This window comes from Sphingomonas tabacisoli, assembly GCF_042678385.1.
In the GTDB taxonomy this organism is placed as follows: Bacteria; Pseudomonadota; Alphaproteobacteria; order Sphingomonadales; family Sphingomonadaceae; genus Sphingomonas_B; species Sphingomonas_B tabacisoli.
In genome coordinates this window covers 602,202-620,047 of record NZ_JBHUDY010000001.1, presented here as the reverse complement: position 1 = coordinate 620,047, position 17,846 = coordinate 602,202, and the positions used below count along the sequence as shown (strand labels likewise).

22 protein-coding genes, 1 tRNA gene and 1 pseudogene are annotated in these 17,846 nt (G+C 62.5%); 11 read left to right on the top strand and 13 right to left on the bottom strand.

Annotated features, from left to right (window positions below; genetic code table 11):
- The first annotated feature begins 8 nt into the window (after window positions 1–8).
- Window positions 9–85 (top strand) — tRNA-Arg (locus ACFSCW_RS03520).
- Between the two features lie 486 nt (window positions 86–571).
- On the opposite strand, the gene ACFSCW_RS03515 is transcribed toward ACFSCW_RS03520, so the two are convergent.
- Window positions 572–1,414, bottom strand: a complete 843-nt coding sequence (locus ACFSCW_RS03515; RefSeq protein WP_380886951.1) for a DUF3800 domain-containing protein — start codon at window positions 1,412–1,414, stop codon at window positions 572–574.
- A gap of 39 nt (window positions 1,415–1,453) precedes the next feature.
- Between ACFSCW_RS03515 and ACFSCW_RS03510 the strand changes: the two genes are divergently transcribed.
- Window positions 1,454–2,086, top strand: a complete 633-nt coding sequence (locus ACFSCW_RS03510) for a phosphatase PAP2 family protein (protein ID WP_380886949.1) — start codon at window positions 1,454–1,456, stop codon at window positions 2,084–2,086.
- A gap of 75 nt (window positions 2,087–2,161) precedes the next feature.
- On the opposite strand, the gene ACFSCW_RS03505 is transcribed toward ACFSCW_RS03510, so the two are convergent.
- Genes ACFSCW_RS03505 through ACFSCW_RS03495 form a run of 3 tightly spaced genes read right to left on the bottom strand, consistent with a single transcriptional unit; the run spans window position 2,162 to window position 2,688 of the window.
- Window positions 2,162–2,368, bottom strand: a complete 207-nt coding sequence (locus tag ACFSCW_RS03505) for a hypothetical protein (protein WP_380886947.1) — start codon at window positions 2,366–2,368, stop codon at window positions 2,162–2,164.
- Between the two features lie 18 nt (window positions 2,369–2,386).
- Window positions 2,387–2,509 (bottom strand): hypothetical protein, encoded by a 123-nt coding sequence (locus ACFSCW_RS03500; protein WP_380886945.1) that lies wholly within the window; start codon window positions 2,507–2,509, stop codon window positions 2,387–2,389.
- On the bottom strand, window positions 2,506–2,688 hold the full coding sequence (locus tag ACFSCW_RS03495) for a ribbon-helix-helix domain-containing protein (protein ID WP_380889996.1): 183 nt from the start codon (window positions 2,686–2,688) through the stop codon (window positions 2,506–2,508). The genes ACFSCW_RS03500 and ACFSCW_RS03495 overlap by 4 nt, the downstream gene beginning before the upstream one ends.
- Before the next feature lie 139 nt (window positions 2,689–2,827).
- Here ACFSCW_RS03495 and ACFSCW_RS03490 point away from each other — a divergent pair, with 139 nt between their 5' ends.
- The 3 genes from ACFSCW_RS03490 (at window position 2,828) to ACFSCW_RS03480 (ending at window position 4,218) form a co-directional block, all read left to right on the top strand.
- Window positions 2,828–3,079, top strand: coding sequence for a hypothetical protein (locus ACFSCW_RS03490; RefSeq protein WP_380886943.1), 252 nt, complete (start codon window positions 2,828–2,830; stop codon window positions 3,077–3,079).
- Window positions 3,080–3,211: 132 nt separating this feature from the next.
- Entirely contained in the window at window positions 3,212–3,439 is a 228-nt protein-coding gene (locus ACFSCW_RS03485; RefSeq protein WP_380886941.1) for a hypothetical protein, read from the top strand.
- A gap of 119 nt (window positions 3,440–3,558) precedes the next feature.
- The gene (locus tag ACFSCW_RS03480; RefSeq protein WP_380886939.1) at window positions 3,559–4,218 is read left to right on the top strand and encodes a hypothetical protein; all 660 of its coding nucleotides are present in this window, start codon (window positions 3,559–3,561) and stop codon (window positions 4,216–4,218) included.
- Window positions 4,219–4,304: 86 nt separating this feature from the next.
- On the opposite strand, the gene ACFSCW_RS03475 is transcribed toward ACFSCW_RS03480, so the two are convergent.
- Window positions 4,305–4,430, bottom strand: coding sequence for a hypothetical protein (locus ACFSCW_RS03475; RefSeq protein WP_380886937.1), 126 nt, complete (start codon window positions 4,428–4,430; stop codon window positions 4,305–4,307).
- Between the two features lie 44 nt (window positions 4,431–4,474).
- On the opposite strand from ACFSCW_RS03475, the gene ACFSCW_RS03470 reads away from it, so the two are divergent.
- Window positions 4,475–4,795 (top strand): hypothetical protein, encoded by a 321-nt coding sequence (locus ACFSCW_RS03470; RefSeq protein ID WP_380886935.1) that lies wholly within the window; start codon window positions 4,475–4,477, stop codon window positions 4,793–4,795.
- 60 nt (window positions 4,796–4,855) lie between these two features.
- On the opposite strand, the gene ACFSCW_RS03465 is transcribed toward ACFSCW_RS03470, so the two are convergent.
- Window positions 4,856–5,125 (bottom strand): hypothetical protein, encoded by a 270-nt coding sequence (locus ACFSCW_RS03465; protein WP_380886933.1) that lies wholly within the window; start codon window positions 5,123–5,125, stop codon window positions 4,856–4,858.
- 277 nt (window positions 5,126–5,402) lie between these two features.
- On the opposite strand from ACFSCW_RS03465, the gene ACFSCW_RS03460 reads away from it, so the two are divergent.
- Window positions 5,403–5,960: a Panacea domain-containing protein gene (locus ACFSCW_RS03460; RefSeq protein WP_380886931.1), complete on the top strand. Its 558-nt coding sequence runs from the start codon at window positions 5,403–5,405 to the stop codon at window positions 5,958–5,960.
- Complete coding sequence (locus ACFSCW_RS03455) at window positions 5,960–6,349, top strand: hypothetical protein (RefSeq protein WP_380886929.1); 390 nt, start codon at window positions 5,960–5,962, stop codon at window positions 6,347–6,349. Before ACFSCW_RS03460 ends, ACFSCW_RS03455 begins: the two co-directional genes overlap by 1 nt.
- 87 nt (window positions 6,350–6,436) lie before the next feature.
- Here ACFSCW_RS03455 and ACFSCW_RS03450 read toward each other — a convergent pair whose 3' ends face one another.
- From ACFSCW_RS03450 to ACFSCW_RS03430, 5 genes are all read right to left on the bottom strand, one after another.
- The gene (locus tag ACFSCW_RS03450; protein ID WP_380886927.1) at window positions 6,437–10,873 is read right to left on the bottom strand and encodes a hypothetical protein; all 4,437 of its coding nucleotides are present in this window, start codon (window positions 10,871–10,873) and stop codon (window positions 6,437–6,439) included.
- A gap of 64 nt (window positions 10,874–10,937) precedes the next feature.
- Window positions 10,938–12,110, bottom strand: coding sequence for a hypothetical protein (locus ACFSCW_RS03445; protein WP_380886925.1), 1,173 nt, complete (start codon window positions 12,108–12,110; stop codon window positions 10,938–10,940).
- Window positions 12,110–12,388 carry a hypothetical protein gene (locus ACFSCW_RS03440; RefSeq protein ID WP_380886923.1) on the bottom strand — a complete coding sequence of 93 codons (279 nt, stop codon included), beginning with the start codon at window positions 12,386–12,388 and terminating at the stop codon, window positions 12,110–12,112. Before ACFSCW_RS03440 ends, ACFSCW_RS03445 begins: the two co-directional genes overlap by 1 nt.
- Before the next feature lies 1 nt (window position 12,389).
- Window positions 12,390–12,821 (bottom strand): hypothetical protein, encoded by a 432-nt coding sequence (locus ACFSCW_RS03435; protein ID WP_380886921.1) that lies wholly within the window; start codon window positions 12,819–12,821, stop codon window positions 12,390–12,392.
- Window positions 12,821–12,964, bottom strand: a complete 144-nt coding sequence (locus ACFSCW_RS03430) for a ribbon-helix-helix protein, CopG family (protein WP_380886919.1) — start codon at window positions 12,962–12,964, stop codon at window positions 12,821–12,823. Before ACFSCW_RS03430 ends, ACFSCW_RS03435 begins: the two co-directional genes overlap by 1 nt.
- A 185-nt stretch (window positions 12,965–13,149) precedes the next feature.
- Between ACFSCW_RS03430 and ACFSCW_RS03425 the strand changes: the two genes are divergently transcribed.
- The 3 genes and pseudogenes from ACFSCW_RS03425 to ACFSCW_RS03415 all read left to right on the top strand — a co-directional run bounded on the left by ACFSCW_RS03425 (window position 13,150) and on the right by ACFSCW_RS03415 (window position 15,069).
- On the top strand, window positions 13,150–13,761 hold the full coding sequence (locus ACFSCW_RS03425) for a PEPxxWA-CTERM sorting domain-containing protein (RefSeq protein WP_380886917.1): 612 nt from the start codon (window positions 13,150–13,152) through the stop codon (window positions 13,759–13,761).
- Window positions 13,762–14,270: 509 nt separating this feature from the next.
- Window positions 14,271–14,381: pseudogene (locus ACFSCW_RS03420) on the top strand (PEPxxWA-CTERM sorting domain-containing protein); the annotation flags it as partial.
- A gap of 40 nt (window positions 14,382–14,421) precedes the next feature.
- Window positions 14,422–15,069 carry a PEPxxWA-CTERM sorting domain-containing protein gene (locus ACFSCW_RS03415; RefSeq protein ID WP_380886915.1) on the top strand — a complete coding sequence of 216 codons (648 nt, stop codon included), beginning with the start codon at window positions 14,422–14,424 and terminating at the stop codon, window positions 15,067–15,069.
- Here the strand turns inward: ACFSCW_RS03415 and ACFSCW_RS03410 are convergent.
- Window positions 15,032–17,344, bottom strand: a complete 2,313-nt coding sequence (locus ACFSCW_RS03410; protein WP_380886913.1) for a hypothetical protein — start codon at window positions 17,342–17,344, stop codon at window positions 15,032–15,034. The genes ACFSCW_RS03415 and ACFSCW_RS03410 overlap by 38 nt on opposite strands.
- Window positions 17,334–17,735 (bottom strand): hypothetical protein, encoded by a 402-nt coding sequence (locus ACFSCW_RS03405; RefSeq protein WP_380886911.1) that lies wholly within the window; start codon window positions 17,733–17,735, stop codon window positions 17,334–17,336. Before ACFSCW_RS03405 ends, ACFSCW_RS03410 begins: the two co-directional genes overlap by 11 nt.
- Window positions 17,736–17,846 lie beyond the last annotated feature (111 nt).

Sequence of the window (17,846 nt, the reverse complement as noted above, 5' to 3'; positions counted from 1 at the left end):
GGGTTCACGCGCCCGTAGCTCAGATGGATAGAGCACGAGCCTTCTAAGCTTGGGGTCGCAGGTTCGAATCCTGCCGGGCGCGCCACAAGAAAGTCAACACCTTAGAGCATCTAGCCGAATTCGTATTTGGTTGCGGTTTTGGGTCACGTAATCGATACGTAATCCGCGGCCCCGATTGCGATGGTTTACGTGGGGATCGAGGGCCCGGGGACGATAGGGAAAATAAGGACGATATAAGAGCCCCGATACCCAACGTTTGCACGCGCAGAAAAACCAGGAAACGGGAGTTCCGAAGCAACCGAGGCTACGACGCGACGGGTCGACCCGGTCTAAGCCCCCGCGCGAGTTCCATGACGCGAAGCGAAGGATCGAATTGGGAAAGTCGATTCCGGTCAAACACTTAGCAAAGCCTTGAATCAGCAACTAATTTGTGAGATTCTGCTGACGGCGGGATACGCCGGAGCAACCTCTTAGCTCGTCTCCATGAAGGCGAGTGAACTAGGCGGACGGCCGTCCTCGCAGTGACGACCTACCAGCCGAGCTAGCGTAACGGAGGCCGGGGCCCGCCAACCTAAAACCGATAGCCGAAGTGCTCGAATATCGAACGACTTCCAATCGGGACCGGCGCCTGATGGGGGAGCGGCCACACTGTCACTCCCAAATTGGCAGCGCCACCCCCCGCTCCTCGCGCTATGATTGGCGACAGAGCTTTGGCCGGTGCTACGTCAAATGCCGGCGACGAAGCGTTTGCGGCTTGGTAGAACGCGCTGGCGATCGTGTCGGCTAGCTGGCAACCCGCAACCTTTTCCGCTCTGTCGATCTTCCAGTAAGTTTGATCCACCGTCGGGCAGGCAAGTCCGCCAGCCTTGAGGATCAGAGTTCCGGCCGCAACCTGCATTCTAAGCGTCTCAAAGTATGAGAACATATGCTCATAATCGTGGCCGCCCCGACGGGCGAAAGTCACATCAAGCGGCGCGAGACTAAGGCCTTCCTTCCGGCTCCAGGTGGCCGCCCATCGCGTGACTCGCTCAAGCAGCAGACGCATGCACCAGTTATAGAACTGGTCGGACCGCTCCAGCTTGCCGAGTCGAGGGTTCACATGCTCCCTCATGTTCGATTTGTGCGATGCGATCACAAAGCCGCGGATAGGCAGATCCGCGACAGCCGCGCACATCCTCAGTCGTCGCTCCTTCGCGACACGGGCATAGTGCAAGTCGGGACGCTGTCTTACCCCTGCAAGTGCGCGAATATTCCTGACCCAGCCGACCGGGCCGTCTGAGCTGGTGGCTCGCGCCCGCCGCACAACGACTGCAGCCAAGCACAACCACTCGTGTCGTTTCCTACGATAAAACAACCCGTCTTTGACCCCTGGGTCGCCAGCTTCATCTATGAAAACGGATAGCAAGGGTTCCACACGCGAAGTTATCCCGCCGGCGCCAGTGTTGTCGAATCCGTGCTTGAGCGCTGGCGGATCAATCCCGCACTTGCCAGCGTTCGACCGCCGATGGGCAAGCGCAAAGCACTGAAGAAGGCGGAAAAGGCAGACATCGAAGTCAGCAAGGCCGCTTGGGGATATAAGAATAGCCTGCCGGTTCGCGCTATGGGCGTGCTGGGCAAAATGACGGACCAGCCGCCGCTGTTTGCATTTGCTGCCGGCATCGCCGCTGCTGGCCTTATCCGCCGCGAACCTCGTCTCGTGAGTCTGGCGGCCCGAGCGGCGACGGCACACTGGATCGGCATTCAGCTAAAAGACCTGCTGAAGAATACGATCGTGCGAACGCGCCCGCCGGCGGCTGTGGAATATGGCCACCACGAAATGAAGCCGGGGCACAACCCCGCGAAGAAAGTCAGCTCCTTTCCCTCAGGTCACACTGCCGGAGCCGTGGCGATCGCGCGGTCGGTGGCTCGTAGCAATCCGAACGCTGCGTTGCCAGCCTACGGCTTAGCCGCTGCCGCCGCGATCTCGCGCGTTGCAGAATGCGAACACTTCGTCACCGACACAGCAGCCGGTGTCTTGATCGGGATTGCTGCGGAAAAGGCTGCTGCCGCATTGTTTGCTGGGAGCGACGGCCGGAATTCAGCTTAAAGCTGGCCCCTTTGTCGCGCCATCGAGCTGAGCCAGCGTGATGCGGCCGTTTAACATCTTCAGGGCGAATGTAGTTTACAAACCCGTCCGCTTACGCCGGTCTTCCCGCGCCTCGCGACGCTCTTCGATGTGATCGTAAACTTCGCTCATCAAGGCCGTGCGCATCCAACCTAGAGCCCCGCAGATCGCGCCGATAATCGCAGCCTGCCAAAACGGCATGCCAAAACCGAGCCAGAACGCCACCGCCACGGCGAAGCATAGCGCGAGGTAGAACCATCTCACTCTGGCTTCTCCACCGACTTATGCTTCATCGTCATCCCAAGGCGTCCATCCGGTTCGCCTGATCGTCCAGATCGTCCAGACCAGCGCGCCTATGCACAGCGCTGTCACGGTCCAATAGACTACGGGTGGAATGCCGCTCACTCGGCCTTCTCGGGCGGCATCATCAGTCCGCGTTCGATCAAGCGACGCATAGCTTCGGACCGCGACAGACTCTCCGCTTCTGCAAACGCATCGAGGCGAGCCAGCGTCTCAGGTGAAAGCCGAACCGGAACGCGCGGACTTTCGCCAGTAGCGGGACGCCCGCGCTTTTTCTGTCCCACAGATATTGACGACACATTTTCTGTGTGCCATAAAAGACGAGCCGAGGCAAGGCGGCAACCTTGCACCCGGCTCTGACCGTCAACAGCCTTAGTGGAGGCAGTTATGGCTAAGACCCCTGTAGCACAGCCAGCTTTGTATTTGGATAGCGTCCCGAGCGTCACCTCGCGCGGCGAGCTATTCGCCGTCGAGTATCCCGGCGTCACGCTGATGATGACGCCACATGCCCTGATTGCCCTCGTTGGTAAGGGCAAGGCGAGCATGAACGATTGGGCCGCGATCCAAGCGGCGAAGATCGCCGGAGTGGTGATCGACGATCCCGGCGCCGAGCTGGTCGCGTTCCCCAAGCGCAAGAAGATCGTTCGGCTGAAGAACGGAGGCGAGGCATGCTGAGCCGCATCAACCGCGCCGACGCGATCAACGCGTCCGCAGCAGCACTGATCGTCTTTCTGACGGTCATTTCGGCAATCCTCGCCTGAACGGCAGCCGGGGCTTCGGCTCCGGCGTTCCCCGAGGGGAAGCATCATGACGCATCGCACTCGCCAGCTTTTGGACGTGCTGGCCCTTATCGGCTTCGCCTCCGCGCCGATGGGCGCAATCCTTGCCGGCCATGCTTACGCCAGCACGCAGCCCCGCACCTGCGAGGATAAGCCCGACTTCATCATCCAGACCGGAGAGCCCGTGACGGTTCGGCGCTGCTACGCGTGGGGATGGTGGCAGGTCAGCGAAGCCATCCTGCACAATCGCAACTGAGGCGGCACGAGCGGCGGGGCTTCGGCTCCGCCGTTCCAGCCGCGCGCAGTGCGCGGACGGGTCCAGCCGAGGCCTTCACTCCAGCGGCCGGACCCTGATCAAAGCAGGAGTTATCTGCCATGACTAAAGAGACGACTACCACCAGCCGCCGCGCCCTCATAGCGGGCTTGGCTGCTCTGCCAGCGCTTGGCGTTGCCGGGCAGGTCCCGGCAGCAAGCGGTATCAGTTCCGGCCTAGCTGAGAAGATCACCGCGTGGCGGAGCAAATGCCAACAGGTGAACGCCTTCGACGCGACGCGGTTGAACCCCGCGTTTAAGGCGTGGCGGGCGGCATTCGCGAAGATTCCGCATCGCAGCTTTCCCGAGCTGTCGCCCGCGCTTTGGGGCTCCGACCATGCGTCATTCAACACGGTCTCAACGGAGACCTCTTGGATTGCCGACATGGCCCGCCGTGTCGCTGCTGGCGATCGGATTGGGACGGGAGCGAACAAGGAATGGCGTGACGCCATGCTGACAATCCACGCCGCGCACGAGGAGCGCAAGGCGGAGGAGGAGAGACTTGAGCGACGATTCCGCGTCGCGGAGCTTCAGGCCGAAAGCGACCGCATGTTGGACGAGAGCGGCGATCTACTCGATGAGGCCCTGCACCACCCGGCCGACAGCTTTGCGGACCTAGCCGCCAAGCTGGATATTCTTGAAGCCGAGGACGCGCACGACGCCGACACGGTTATCAGGATTGTTCGGGCCGACATGCAGCGGCTCGCGACAGGGAGGACGTGAACATGGCCCTCAACGCACTTCAAACGGGAGGGGCTTCAGCCCCTCTCGACTTGTTGCTGTCCACCATCCCGAGCCTTCCTCGCCCGCTACTGGACCGGCTTGTGGCGCGGCTGATCGACCACATGGATGAGATCGACGGCGACGCGGATGTGGAGGCCGAAGAAGATCAATGTGAGGCCCGTGACGATGGATGCGGCCCCTGCTTCGACCACCTCAATGGGAGAATCTGCTGGGGCGCTCATCAGGAGGCGGGGCTATGAGCGCCGTCTCCACTGTGCCGCCCGCCGCCAGCGTCGGCTTGGACCTTTTCGCCGCAGCCTGGATCGAGCGATTTACCGGCCTTGGAGGCGACCTATACGCCTACAGCGACGGCAGGATCCTCACCTACTTTCCGGAACCGGGTGTTGGGCGCAGACCGGAGGAATGTGAGTATCTGCGCGCGAAAACCGATGGCCGCTTTCGGGAACTGACTGATCTACTGCGAGCCGTTCCGGGCGGGCGCGATGCCGTGCTGGCGCATCTGAGAGAATGGCCGTTCAGCGTGCACTCTGACGGCGTTTCTACCTTCCAGCCTTAGCGCCGCCGCCCCCGGCGCGAGGGAGCCCCGCTTGGCTTAGGTCAGGCGGGGCTCTTCACGTCATTTGGGATCGTCGTCGTCGCTACTGCCGCTGTATGGGTTCGAGTAGGTGCTCGAATAGCCGCTGTATCCCGAATAGCTGGAATATGGGTTCTTGGTGCCGACCTGGCCCGTGTAGGGATTGACGTTACCGCGCGTGCTCCAGTTGTCCCAGCGCGTGCTGTTCGGCGTCGTCGAGTAGTGCGGCGCCACATAGGTGCCGTTCCGCGTTACATATCCACGCGTATAGCGCTGGGCATCAGCCGTGCCCGCGAGCGCCACCAGAGCCAATACGAAAGCGATCGAGCGCATTTCCGACTCTCCCCTGTTGCGAGGCAGAGATGATGCGCCTGCAGAGCTGCAGAGTCGAGTAGACTTGTCGCCATTGTGGATGCCACCTGTTCGCTATCGGCGGTACCGGCAGACGATGGAGAGGGCGGCGCGAACGGATGTGGGCTAGGCCGGCATGGCCGCGATTCGCTCGCAGTCTCGCGCAAGTGGGCGTATTTTGGTGCCGGGCTGCTTAGATACAGTTGCATGAATCACACATCTGTGCTAATTGCGCAGCATGCCCAAGATGCAGCCTTGGTATAATGCGCGGAAGGCTGCGCAGGTATCTGCCTTTTTTGCGGCCAAGCAAGGCGGCACAATCCCGGTCCTGAAGCTCACAAAGCTTTTGTATTTGGCTGATCGCAAAAACCTTCAAAAATACGACTTTCCGATCACATGGGACAACCTTGTCTCGATGGATCACGGACCAGTCAATTCGATCACTTACGACTGTATCAACGGAATGCGTGCGGCGAATGAGGACTGGGAAGAGTTTATAACTGATCGTGCTGCATATTCGGTTGGTATCACCAAACCCATCAATGTGGACCAACTTGATCAGCTAAGCGATGCGGAAGTCGAGACTCTTGAGGAAACGTGGGCCGAGTTCGGCCACATGACCAAGTGGCAAATTCGGGACTGGACGCACGCGAACTGCCCGGAATGGGAAGATCCGAACGGCTCGTCTTATCCGATCCCGTTCAATCGCCTCTTGAAGTTCTTGGGCAAGCAGGATGCCAATGAGCTTGAGGCGGATTTGCTCGCCGAGAGGACCCTAAAGGCAGCCTTTGCATAATGCCGTATGTGCCGGCGCGCCGTGACACTCTGCTGATACCTTCCGGGCCTGACGGCGACCACTTATTTGTAATCACCACGGACGCATGCCTTTCTGGCCGGCATCTCCTCGTGAACTTTACAAAAGCCAAGCCTGGACGCCACGTCGACGATGCGTGCCTGCTTGCCCCAGGCGACCACCCGTTCGTTACGGCGGACAGCTACGTTCTTTATCGCAGTGCAAGACTGGAGCCTGCCAATCGCTTGACGTTGCTCGTCGACGGATGGGTTTACAAAGTGGGGCGTCAAGCCACCGAAGAACTGACACAGCGCATTCTAAATGGCTTCGGCGAATCCAGGTTCACCCCGAAGTTCGTCAAAGATTATCTAGCAAAGTGGCCCAACCCGTAATCGCCCGCGATTCCTCATGAACGGTTTAACCGGCCCTGCCGCAATAAACCGCTCAGCCGCCTCTTATGAAGGCCAACTGCCCAAGACTTACCGATCCAGCACAAACCCAGCCGGCGGCGGGTCGATGATGAATCCCGGCGGAGGAGGTGGCGCACCTTTCGCCTTGTCCGCCCCGAACATGCGCTCCCGCACACCCTTGCGGGCAGCGTCCTTCAGGTTGGCGATGCCCTTCTGCTGCGCCTCCAGCGGGAGGCCGCGAAACTCAGGTGCCGTGACGAACGGAAACAATGCAGTGCGCGTCGCCTGTCCGGCCGCGCCGGCATAATCGGAATACTGCTGCGGGTTGAGCTCGACACCATGCACCGTGCGTGAAGGCGGCGCGATCCGAGCCCCAGATTGCAACATGGCACTGGTGAGCGGCTCGTTTCGCGCGGTCGATAGCGGGAACGGCGAGACCATGTTCGGGCCCAGTGCTTCCCGCTGAAGCGCATTGCCCCACACGTCGCGACGCGCCGGCAGGCTCTCCGAGAGGATGGGTAGCCTCGCCTTGATCGAGTCCGCCACCCCGCCGCCGAAGCTCTCCCCACGCGTATCGCGGACGGTCGGATCGAAGGTGCGTGCCACCTGGGCGACGACGGCAGGGACGGCGATGCTCCCGGCGGCGCGCCCCACAGTGCCCCGGAGCGTGCGCTGTGGCTGCTCCAGCGTGTCGGCAATATCCGACAGCCCCGAAAGCCAGGTCTTGCTGGAGAGGTTCTGCACGATCGACGCGATAAGCAGCGCGGCAGACATCTCCGCCTGCTTCGGCGTCATCTGCCCCTGCTTGTCCACCAGGTCCGCCGCGACACCGATTGTCGTCGAGATCGGATCGAGCCGGTTATAGCCGACCCACCTATCGCCCACGCGGATGGAGTAAGGCTGCCAGCCATCCGCCATCTTCAGCCGGCGGGCGTTCTCATCGAGCGGGCCATTACCGCTAATCAGGCCGCGCTCTGCCATCGACATGACGAGCAGACCGAGACCGGTTCCCAATGCCATTTTCGAGACTGCGAGGTCGCGGCGGGCGCCACCGGCGGCGAAGTTCTCGCGCACCTCCTTCAGCATCGGCGCGGCGGGCGAGCGCTCAACCCCAAATTTGAGGATGTTCCAGGGCGTGCGGACGAATGGGATGAAAAAGCGCGCGATGAGCGAGTGCTTGGTCGCGTTCGACACGGCCAGCGGCAGCCCTTGCAGCGGCTGCTGGAACGTGACGTAACGGGCGTGCGCCGTCGCCTTCTCCAGCATGTCGTCGGTAGGGTTGGCAGTCAGGTCCGCGATGCGGCTTTCGAGCGCATCGCCTTTCAGCCCTTCAGCATGGGCTTTCCGCACCGCGAGCCCGTTCAGCTCCATGCGACGAGCGACGCCTTTGAAAAACTCGTCTTCGGCAGCAAGGAACCGCGTGGGCGTGCGGATGATGTCGCCCTTGAGCCCGGAGATCGCGTGATCGGTGCGCGCCTCCACCTTCGTCATCACGTCGGGCACATCGCCCGTCTTCACCGTGTAGCGGAAGGCACGCAGCCCCTCCCGCGCGCCCTGCATCATGCCGAAGGCACGCGCACCAAGTTCCGATCCGAGCACCCGATCCGCTGAACCGCGGCGAAGCTGGCCAAGTCCGGCAGCGACGGCATGTTCCGGGATCTGGCCAAAGGCGGTGACGAGGTTGGAGACGGTGTTGACGATGTGCGTCTGCGGACCCGAGAGCAGGAAGTTGTAGTAAAGCTCGGCAACCTTGTCCCGCCACTTGGGCTGGGCAGCCTTTGAGGCAAAGCGGGTCACACCGCCGGGACCGACACCCGCTTCCTGCAAGTCGATGATGCGCTGTGCCACGTCTTCAAGGCTTTCTCGTCCGCCACTGGCATCGACCAGCGCGCGGTGGACACGCCCGAAAACGGCCTTCGACTTCGCAGCCATGCGAAACTGCTGGAGCGCCCGACCAGCTTCCGCCGTCGCGGCGGTCACATGCTCCTGGATGGCGACGTGGCGCAGCCATGCTTCGCGGAACGCGGCCAGGTCTTCGACGGAACCGCCCTGTGCCTTGCGGGCGAGCCGGACCATCTCGTCGGCCGACTTGGCCAGAAGCTGGCGAGCGGCCAGAGCCTCTTCAGCATTGAGCGCCTGCCCACGGCGACGCTTGAGCAATGCATCGGGCGTCATGCCCAACTCGGACGCGAGCGCTTCCGTCTCCGCATGCGTGATCCTGCCACGCTTCGCAGCATCGAAGCCGCCGACACGCGTCTCTGTGTTCTGGAGAACGCGGCGAATGTCCTGCGTGCTTTCGATGCGGCTCAGGTCGATGTTGCCGACCTTGCCGCCGACCGTGGGCAAATCCTCATATGCGGTCGCGGGCGGTTCGAGGTTCGCCAAGTCGCCTTGTGTGATTGGCTGGCCCCGATCTTCGTGGATCGGGTTGCCTTCCGCCTTTGCCTGTTCAAGCGCGAACCGCTGGTCACGCGCGGCATTGTGCGCGGCGATGCTTTCCAGATCGTCGGGATGAAACAGGCGGCCCGGTCCACCGGCATGGGTCTCGGCAAGCGCGTCCAGAAACTCGTTGATCGACGGGCGCTCGCGGAAATAGCCCGCGCTGGTTGCGGCTTCCGTCGCCTGATCGAAGGTCATGCCGTCGCGCTGATTGATCAGCTTGCCCAGGAACCCTTCGTCACGCGCAAAGTCGAGATCGCGGGGCGCGTTTGTGAACCCGTAGGCGTTCAGCTCGCCAGCATGATCCTTGAGACCGCCGCTGGCGCGGATGAAGCCAACGAGATCGAGCGGGTTGCGGGACCGGCGCCCGACTTGAGGCGGGAGCATGGCTCGCTCGTTCGGCGGGACCATCTCGGGACGAAGCCCGGCTCCGATCGCAGCCGCTTCATCATGCGATTGCACTGCATTGGACGGAAGCGGCACCACGTCCTCGGGGCGCATCGAGCGCGCGGCGTTCGCCATCGCTTCCGGCGTCGGGCGGTCGAGCAGCTTGCCGGGCCTGCCGATGGGCTGATCCAGCACGAACCCCGATGGCGGCGGTGGAACATCGTTCACGTCGATGCGATCCACGACGCGCCCGGTGAGCGTCGGCACGGGCGTTTCGTCCGTCATCGCAGCCGAGGCTTGCGGCTGAACCGTGTTGTCTATCTCGGCCTTGCCCGCTTCACCGGCAGCGTCAGCCAGCACTTCGTCAAGCGGCCCTGCTTCAACCTTGCGGCGCAGATTGCCCGTCACGGCATCGCGCACCCAACGGATACCGCGTGAGCCATACGGCAGGCTCGCACCCAGTACCGGAGCGGCCACCGCCCCGATGCCGGCCCCAATCACGGCATTCGGAGCGCGGTCGAGCGGCCCGCCTTCACCGGCACCGAAACCGGCAACTCCGCCTTCTGCGGCGCCGATACCGGCTAGGCGCTTTGCTACGGCCGACCTTGCCGCCTCTTCCGCGAACAAGCGGCTGGCACCGCCTCTGAGGGCCGTGCGCGCGGCATTGAAGCCGACACCCTCAACACCCACGGCAGGGATCGTGAAGCCCGAGGCAAGCTGACCACCGAAGCGGGCATAGGGATGCTCTGCATCGTCGTAAGCGAGGATCGCCCGGTTTTGGTCGATGTTGTTCCACAGGATGTCACCGAAGCGACGATCGCTGTTCCAGATGCTTTCCCGCCCATTCGTCCCTCCGAGCGTGTCCACGACGCCGCCCAGCTCGTCGAGCATGTTGAAGGGATCAGCCAACCCGCGAGCCGCCGCACCCACCGCGCCGTCTTTCGGATCGGTGATAACCTGCGGCGCCTGCGCATAAGCAAGCTCTGACGACACGGGCCGGCCCTTGTTCCGCTCCCGCAGGAACGCATCGACGTTCTTGGGATCGAGCCGGAAGCCATTGCTATTGGCAAAGCCGATGATGTCCGAAGCCGTGCTTCTCGGATCGGACGCGACCTTGAGATAGGCTTGAGCAATCTCCGGCCGCAGGCCCTGAAACGGCGTTGGATCATCCCCGAAGATCACCGTGCCCTTGCCGTCGAGCGACACTTGAGCAGGGTTCCACGGCCCCGGTTTGACGCCATGCCGGTAATCGGCCGGGTCCTGGAACTGGCCGGCGAACGCACCGCGACGGTTGAGCCGGGCAAGCCGCTCCGCTTCCATGTAGTCGGTGAGGCGCGGCGAGCCTTGCAGATATTGAGGAGCCGCGAGGCCGAGACCTTGCCCGATAATCTCAGCGCCCGCGTCCGTGCCGCCCTTGCTGAGCGTCACCAAGGGGCGACCATAGGTTTGCTCGCCAGTGGGCGTGACGGCGGGCTGGTTGAACGGCAGCAGGCTCGGCTGCACGAAAGGCAGCAGAGCGTCCCGCGCCTGCGAGCCCAGGGGGACGGAGCGGCTGCCGAGCATCCCCGGCTGCTGCAACTCGAAAGCGTCCACGCCGAGCAGGCGCGCGTTTGTCCCGTTGTCGAGCGCAAACGTGTCGCCATCATGGGCAGCGCCCGTAGGGGCCGCAGAACCGAACATGCCACGGGGGCGGCGAGGCGGATCGAGACTGAAGCCAGGCGGCGGCGGGGGAGCGCTTGCCACCTCAGTTCACCGGCACCCAGGCCGAGCCATTCCACTGAACCTTCTTGCCGCCCGGACCCGTTGCGGTCGGGCCGCTGGACGAGTGACCGCCACCGCCGCGATTACTACGGCCATACATGCCGATGACCGACTGCTCGCCCGCCGTCAGAGGCTCGCCACGCGCCATCTTGGCGAGGATCGGCGCATAGACGTTGCCCGTCGTGCGGGGCGGACCCTGAGTGCCGGAGTGAGCGCTAGGGCGCGGATGCGTCTGCGCATAGGTCGGCATGCCGCGCAGAGCGACACGGTTGCCCTGCCGAACGCCCTCCAGGTTCACCTGCCCCTCAAGGCGCTGGTCGAGCAGATCGGAGCGCACACCGGCTGCGGTCGGGCCGTATGCCTTCAGCGTGTAATCGGTGACAGCGTTGCGCCATTCTTGCGTGCCCGGCTGATAACCGAGCGTTCGGGCATATCCCTCGGCATCGCTTGGCGCGTCGTAGATCGTCGTGACCTTGCCCGTAGACGGATCGTAGGAAAGCTGATCTTCCTTGCCCGAGAAATAGCGGGGCGCGAGCTGCTTGCGCTTCTCGTCGTCGAGCGTTTCCTGGCGCTTCAGAGCATGACGGCGAGACCAGATCACTTCCTCGCGCTGGTCCTGCGCAGCCTGTGCGCGCTGGCGAAGCTGGGAAAGCGCCCACGGGTCGCCCTGGCTTGCGGAAAACGCTAACCCAAGTTCGCCGAGACCTTGGATGATCTTTGTTCCGGTGCCTTCCTTGTCGAAGAAGTGCGGCTTAATGTGCGCGGCGAACATGTTGGACGGGATGTCCAGAGCCGGGCCTGTAGCGACTCGCCCCATCATTCCGTTTACCGTGCGCGGCTGAAACAGTTCCGGCGCGTTGGTGAACGGCAGATCGCTGTTAGGTGAGGCTGGCCCCGGATAGGTCGCATTGTCGCCCATCCCGGCTCCAAGCAGGCTTGGTTGCCGCTGAAACGGGGCAGGAGCATCGGCAGCGACAGGTGCTGGGTTGGCGCGGGGCAAGCCAAGTCGGGCGAGCGGGTCAGTGATCCCAAAGTCCTGAAGCGCCTGTTCATAGGTGCGCGTCGGGTTCGGATCGACATAGCCCGGAACGTAGGGCTGGGGGTCAGCCAGCGACTTGTCGCGCAGCCGCGCCGTAGAACCGAACATGCCTGCCATTAAGCATCCCCCAATTCAGGAACCCGCCCGATCAGCAGGTCAGCAGCCTTTGCCGCTTCGTCATCACCTTCCGCCGCGCGATCCCTCAGCAACGACAATGCCTGGCGGCCGAACCCGCGCGCCTCTTCGTCGTCGCAAAACTCTGCGCGCTTGCAGATGATACCGGCACGAACGACCCAGATGTTGCGGCCGAGATCGTCCACTGTTTCGCCAGCGTCGATGCGCTCGCGAAGGCTGGCGTCCACCGCGCCAAGGATCACGGGATCGATGTCCGCCATGTCATAGCTCCATCAGTGAGGCGCCACGCGCCTTTTCCATGACGGATACCGGGAAAACCCGGCCCGCCTGTAACACGGTCTGCGCCGCTTCCTCGTCCCCAGCGTCCGCCAGCTTGTCGAAAATCTGGACGGCTTCGGCGTAGAGGTTTTCTGCAACGCCTTTGTCGCCCTGATCCATTTCCCAGTCGCCACGCAGGCAGAGGATCGCAGCAAGCCCGCGAACATCGACCGGATCGCCATGAGACGCAGCAAGCCGCGCCATCAGCTCGACACCCGCCCAGGCTTCGAGCGGGCGGATGATGCCCTTGTCGCCCATCTCCAGCAGCTCAGCGGCAAGCGCCCCTTGCGCCACCTTGTCGCCACGGGCGCACAGCGACAGCATGCTTGGGATCGGCTCGGCAGGAGTGGCGATCACGACCGGAGGCGCTTCCATCACGCCGCCTCCAGCACTTCGCGGCGCACGACTTCTCGCAGATATTCCGAAGGCGACATGCGGCGCTCTTCCGCCTTCTGCCGAAGCGCAGCGACAAGATCGGGATGCACCCGAAATGCGACCGGAACACCGTGATAACGCATGGTAAGCCCCGCAACTGAACAACGGGTATTCAGATACCATAAAACGCGTGTAAAGTAAACCCCGGTAAACGGTCCAAAGTGGGGCAAATCGCCGGCCCGCGTTCACTTCCGTTCCGCTTGTCTAACGGTCTGAAAAGGCAGACTCTCCCTCGCAGAGCGGGGACAGAAAACAGGGAGTCCGTTCGATGCTTAGGGGGTTGGTTGCCGCCGTCCTGGCGGCTGTTTTCGCGTGTGCGCCTGCTGGGGCGGCAATCTCTGGCTCGGGTTGCACAAACGGATGCTCGTTTAACACGAGCGATTTTGAGTATTTCAGCTCAACTCTGCCGCCAGACGGGCAGACCCACATCTACACATATCGACTGCAAAGCTCTGATCCTGGCCTGACAATGGGGATCGGACGACCTAATCAGGCAGAAGGTGTTGTCTTCCACAAGACGGTGGATGGATATACTTCAGACTTTATCCAGACCTCCGATTATACCTTCAAAACGTTCACCGCGCCTCTGCTGACAAAAATCGTCTTTCAGGCACCGAAAAACTACTTTGACTGCGCCAACCCTGCTCTAGCGGTCGGGAGCGTTTGTGGAACTAGTTTTTACTACTGGCACAACGATACGTTCGTTTCGTGGTCGAACCGGAATGTGGATGTGACCTTGTTTTTCAGCGAGCAGCTTTTCGCGCCAGTTCCCGAGCCGGCGACCTGGGCAATGATGTTGATTGGGTTCGGCGTGGCCGCAGGCGCGGTACGGCGGCGCCGAGCTGTTGGGCCTAAGCATTCACCGGCAGTCATCGCGTAAAAACAGGGGAGAGATCGCCCATGCTGAAACAATTCTTGGCTGCGATTGCCGCAGCTGCAATCGGTGCTCCGGCGAGTGCCGGTGCGCTGATACAATCGTGCTCTCGGCCCGAAGGCTGCGTCGCTTACCCGACACCGAACCTCATCGGGTTCTTCAACCCAGGTGACTACGACTTGATCCCGGATGGCCTCACCCACGTCTGGACGTTCTCGCTTGTTGGGGATGACCCCGACGCCACCATGGGACTCGCCGGCCCCAATTCTGTGCTGGTGTCCGACTTCGTTCGCACCGCGACAGGCTTCGACGCCGTGCTCAATCAGAACGTTGTGCCGTACACAGCGAAGGCTGTTTCATCTCCGCTCAAGTACGTGTTCACCTATACCGTCCCGAAAAACTACAACGATTGTTCGCAACCGGGGCCCTTAGGAGCAATCTGTGGGCGCGGCTCGTCAATCTACAGGGACGGCGAGGCCATCATCCTCCACGCGACGGGTCCGATGACCGTGCACTTGGTCGTTACCACAGTGCCCGAACCCGCCACCTGGGCGATGATGTTGATTGGTTTTGGCTGCGCAGGCGCTGCATGTCGCGCCAACCGCCGCTCGTCGGCGCCGGCGTGAAGGCGACCCTTGAACACAAGAAAGCAATGGAGTTGAGCGTATGAAGGGGGTCATGTTCGCCGCTGTGGCGGCAGTGTCTGCAGTTGCGCCAGCCGGGGCGACTGTCCACAATTACAAGTTCGACGGACATAACATCAACAATCCCGCTGCGACGGTAGCCGGCTATCTCGGATATGACGATGCTGGCGAACAGGTTCCGCTCGGCGCTGGTTACGATCCAAATCACATCGCGGCATATCGCGCGCTCACTTACTTCTCAGCGGCGGGCAGTGACTTCAGTCTGAGAGGCCTTGGCGCCAGTCCCGGCGGCTATGATGTCCTCGTAGGTAACGACACCATAAACCAGGAAGACGCGATCCGCTTTGATCCGGGATCCTATACTGCCTTCTCGCTTCCATCAGGCCTCACGCTTGCCTCGGCCGCGCTGCTTTTTGATGATTTTACAGCATCATCGTGGACCACGGCAGCAGTCTTGCCGTCCGACGTTGGTGTCCCGACACTGAGTCTTCGCCGATTCTTTCTGAATTACACAACAACAGGCGCCGACTACACGATCGACCATTTTGTTTCGATTGCGGACGTTCCCGAACCCGCATCGTGGGCGATGATGATTGCGGGCTTCGGGCTGGCGGGTGCCGCAACACGGCGCGTCAATAATAGAGCGCCCTCTCGGCGAGCGCAGTGTTGAACACGTTAGTCAGATAGGTGTCGTCCTGCCGGCCTATGGTCGTGTTGCCTGACTGTGTGACGTTGGTTGCACCGCTGCTGATAAGAATGGCTCCGACACCGGTCACGTTGTCCTGAATAAGGATATTGTCCACGGCTTCGCCGGTCTGCTTAATCATCTCGATCTTCGGCATGATGTTGTTGTTTATCGCGTCGGTGCGATTGCTCGGGATGACCTGGTTGCCTCGTACCGTCCAGTTGATCGGGCCGGCCTGGTTGTTGATAGCGTGGTTAGAGGTGCCGAGGAGCCAGCAGTCATCGACTACCCAATTGGGATACGCGCTTGCATCGGTCTCGTCAGTGCAAAAGACATTCTGCTGCGCGTTGACTAGCACACCTGAGCTGTTCACGCCGTCCACATAGGCTGACGCAAGCGTGGCGATGCTGATGTGCTTTCTGATCCAGACGTTTCGGACCCCCAACTCCCCGCCGGTCTGGAAGCACTGGTGATCGTCTGCATGGAAGTCGTCTTTGCCGTACTTGCTTTCATTGCGAACGTTGTATTCGCTGATGAAGCCGTCCACGCTGCCCATCTCGTGCAAATCTATGCCCAGCATGGTCGCGGTGTTGAAGCCCGTATAGATGCGGGTGCAGCGCGTGGTGCCGCTCTTTTGAAGCCAGAAGCCATGACCAAGATCGGCTCCGAAGGTGTTTCGATCGAAGGCGATGTTGTCGCAACCGTAGAGCGCAAACGCGGTGCCGCCGCCGATATTGCGGCTCGAACCAATGCTGCCAACCGGCCTACAGCGAGTAAACCGCATATTCGAGCAGCCGTAGAGCGTAACGATGCGCGAGCCGGGCCACACCGGGTCGGCTTCGTTAGTGACGAGCTGCTGGCGAAACTCCCAGCCGTCGAACCATAGGTTGCCGGCACCGTTGAACTGGAACGGCTGCGTGCCGCCAATCGTCGCGGTCGAGCTCCAATAGGGCGGATTTGCCGGGTCGGCGGCGCACAGTCGCACCATGCCCCCGCCCGGAACCTTCGTTATGTTGAAGCTGCTGCCGTAATTTCCGCCTTGGCAATAAAGCGTGCCTTCAGTTCCGGCGAGACCCGCCAGAACGGTAGCGAAGTTGGCGGGTGTGACTGTCGCGCTGCCGCCCTGCGCTGGCGGGCGCGTCGGGCGTGTCGGCATACCGGTCAGATAGCTAGGCGCCGAGCGGAACGTCGGCTCCAGAGAGCCAGTCGCTCCGCCGCCAATGTAGTAACCTCCGCCCAGTCCAAGGCGGCCGCAGCCCAGGCTCATAGCGGAATAGCGGCGAACCGTCCCGCTGCCGCCGCCCGTTATCGGCGTGTAGATGATAACGATCAGGCCGTCCGAGCCAGCACCGCCCGCAAGGCCGCTCGTCTTGACGGAGCCACCGCCGCCCGCGCCATAGCCTCCTGCCGCGCCGCCATTCGCTGATGCACCAGCGCCGCCGCCAGAGCCGGGGCCAGCCGTCTGACCGGCGTAGGTGCCATCAGTCGCGGTCCAGATGCCGTCCTGAGACCCTGCACCGCCGGCACCGCTTGTTGCGCCGCCGCCACCACCGCCGCCGCCAGTGGTTCCAGCACCGCCCGCCGTGTTCGCCGCCCCGCCCGTTCCGCCCCCCGTCGAGCTGCGGTTGTTGCCGCCCGCTGCGCCGAGGTTGCTTCCCGCACCAGCAGCGGTGCCAGCAGCGCCCCCATTAGCGCCGCCGCCACCCGAACCGCCCGATGTTCCCGAGTTGGCCGGAGACCCACCTGCGCCGCCTGCACCGCTCGGGCCGGGGGCGCCAGCACCACCACCGCAACCATTCCAGCCGACGCCGCCCATGAAGCCACCAACCGAGCCAGTCGTCTTGGTGCCGCCAGCCGTGCCGAAGGACGAGCCGCCGGAGCCGGCCTGATAGCTGTTGGACGCGTTGACCTGGCCGCCCTGCGCACCGACCGTCGCCGTCGCAAGGGCCGTGCCGCCGAAGAAGGTGCTGCCGCCCGCGCCGCCGTTCGCGCCGGTTGCGGTCGAGGACGCCGAGCCACCGACCCCACCCGCGCCAACCGTGAACTGCGTGGACGATGAGAGCGTGACGTTCGTAGCGATATGGATACCGCCTGACGATCCGCCCGCACCCGGTTGTCCGCCGCCAGAGCTTGTGAACGCAGCACCGCCCGCACCCGCGCCGAGGCAGATGATTGTGTTAGCGCTGTCGTTCCAATCGGAGGGCTTGGAAAACGGCGTGCCGTTATCAGCGACTTTGAGGAAGAGAACCTTATCGGTCATTACCGCTCGCCTCGCTCGTGCTGAGGTCGCGCGCGAAGGTTCGCGTCGGCGGCTGGCCGTCACGGATAAACGCTACGCCGATCTCCAGCCGCCAATCCGCCTGAGAGAGGGGAGCGCCGTCGATTGCCGCTTCCTCGCGCGGGCCGCAAAAGCGCTGGAACGCCTCATCCATTGCGCTCGTGAGCGCCTGCCGAAAGGCGAGAACCTGTTCCTCGCTCGCCTCGTGAAGAACGATGTTCTTGAGCACCGGCAGTGGCAGGCCGGGATCGTGCTCAAGCGCGTCTTTCAGCGCCTTCCGCATGAATGTGGAAAGCGTGATGCCATCGCGCTCGATGCGCTCCGCCACCTTGTCGATCATCTTCTGATCGAGCCGAAATGCGACCTGTTTCACTGATACGCCCCGCAACCAACAACGGGTACTTGGATACCACAAAAGAGCGAAATTGTCAATCGGCGTCAGACAAGGTGTTGCCGAATCGTTCGCTATGCGTTCACGATAGCA

Bases quoted from the DNA above. Each gene is read 5' to 3' on its own strand.
- ACFSCW_RS03425 (WP_380886917.1), top strand. From the start codon at position 13,150: ATGCTTAGGGGGTTGGTTGCCGCCGTCCTGGCGGCTGTTTTCGCGTGT.
- ACFSCW_RS03480 (WP_380886939.1), top strand. From the start codon at position 3,559: ATGACTAAAGAGACGACTACCACCAGCCGCCGCGCCCTCATAGCGGGC.
- ACFSCW_RS03470 (WP_380886935.1), top strand. From the start codon at position 4,475: ATGAGCGCCGTCTCCACTGTGCCGCCCGCCGCCAGCGTCGGCTTGGAC.
- ACFSCW_RS03455 (WP_380886929.1), top strand. From the start codon at position 5,960: ATGCCGTATGTGCCGGCGCGCCGTGACACTCTGCTGATACCTTCCGGG.
- ACFSCW_RS03430 (WP_380886919.1), bottom strand. From the start codon at position 12,964: ATGCGTTATCACGGTGTTCCGGTCGCATTTCGGGTGCATCCCGATCTT.
- ACFSCW_RS03415 (WP_380886915.1), top strand. From the start codon at position 14,422: ATGAAGGGGGTCATGTTCGCCGCTGTGGCGGCAGTGTCTGCAGTTGCG.
- ACFSCW_RS03435 (WP_380886921.1), bottom strand. From the start codon at position 12,821: ATGGAAGCGCCTCCGGTCGTGATCGCCACTCCTGCCGAGCCGATCCCA.
- ACFSCW_RS03445 (WP_380886925.1), bottom strand. From the start codon at position 12,110: ATGGCAGGCATGTTCGGTTCTACGGCGCGGCTGCGCGACAAGTCGCTG.
- ACFSCW_RS03460 (WP_380886931.1), top strand. From the start codon at position 5,403: ATGCCCAAGATGCAGCCTTGGTATAATGCGCGGAAGGCTGCGCAGGTA.
- ACFSCW_RS03450 (WP_380886927.1), bottom strand. From the start codon at position 10,873: ATGTTCGGTTCTGCGGCCCCTACGGGCGCTGCCCATGATGGCGACACG.
- ACFSCW_RS03440 (WP_380886923.1), bottom strand. From the start codon at position 12,388: ATGGCGGACATCGATCCCGTGATCCTTGGCGCGGTGGACGCCAGCCTT.
- ACFSCW_RS03410 (WP_380886913.1), bottom strand. From the start codon at position 17,344: ATGACCGATAAGGTTCTCTTCCTCAAAGTCGCTGATAACGGCACGCCG.
- ACFSCW_RS03485 (WP_380886941.1), top strand. From the start codon at position 3,212: ATGACGCATCGCACTCGCCAGCTTTTGGACGTGCTGGCCCTTATCGGC.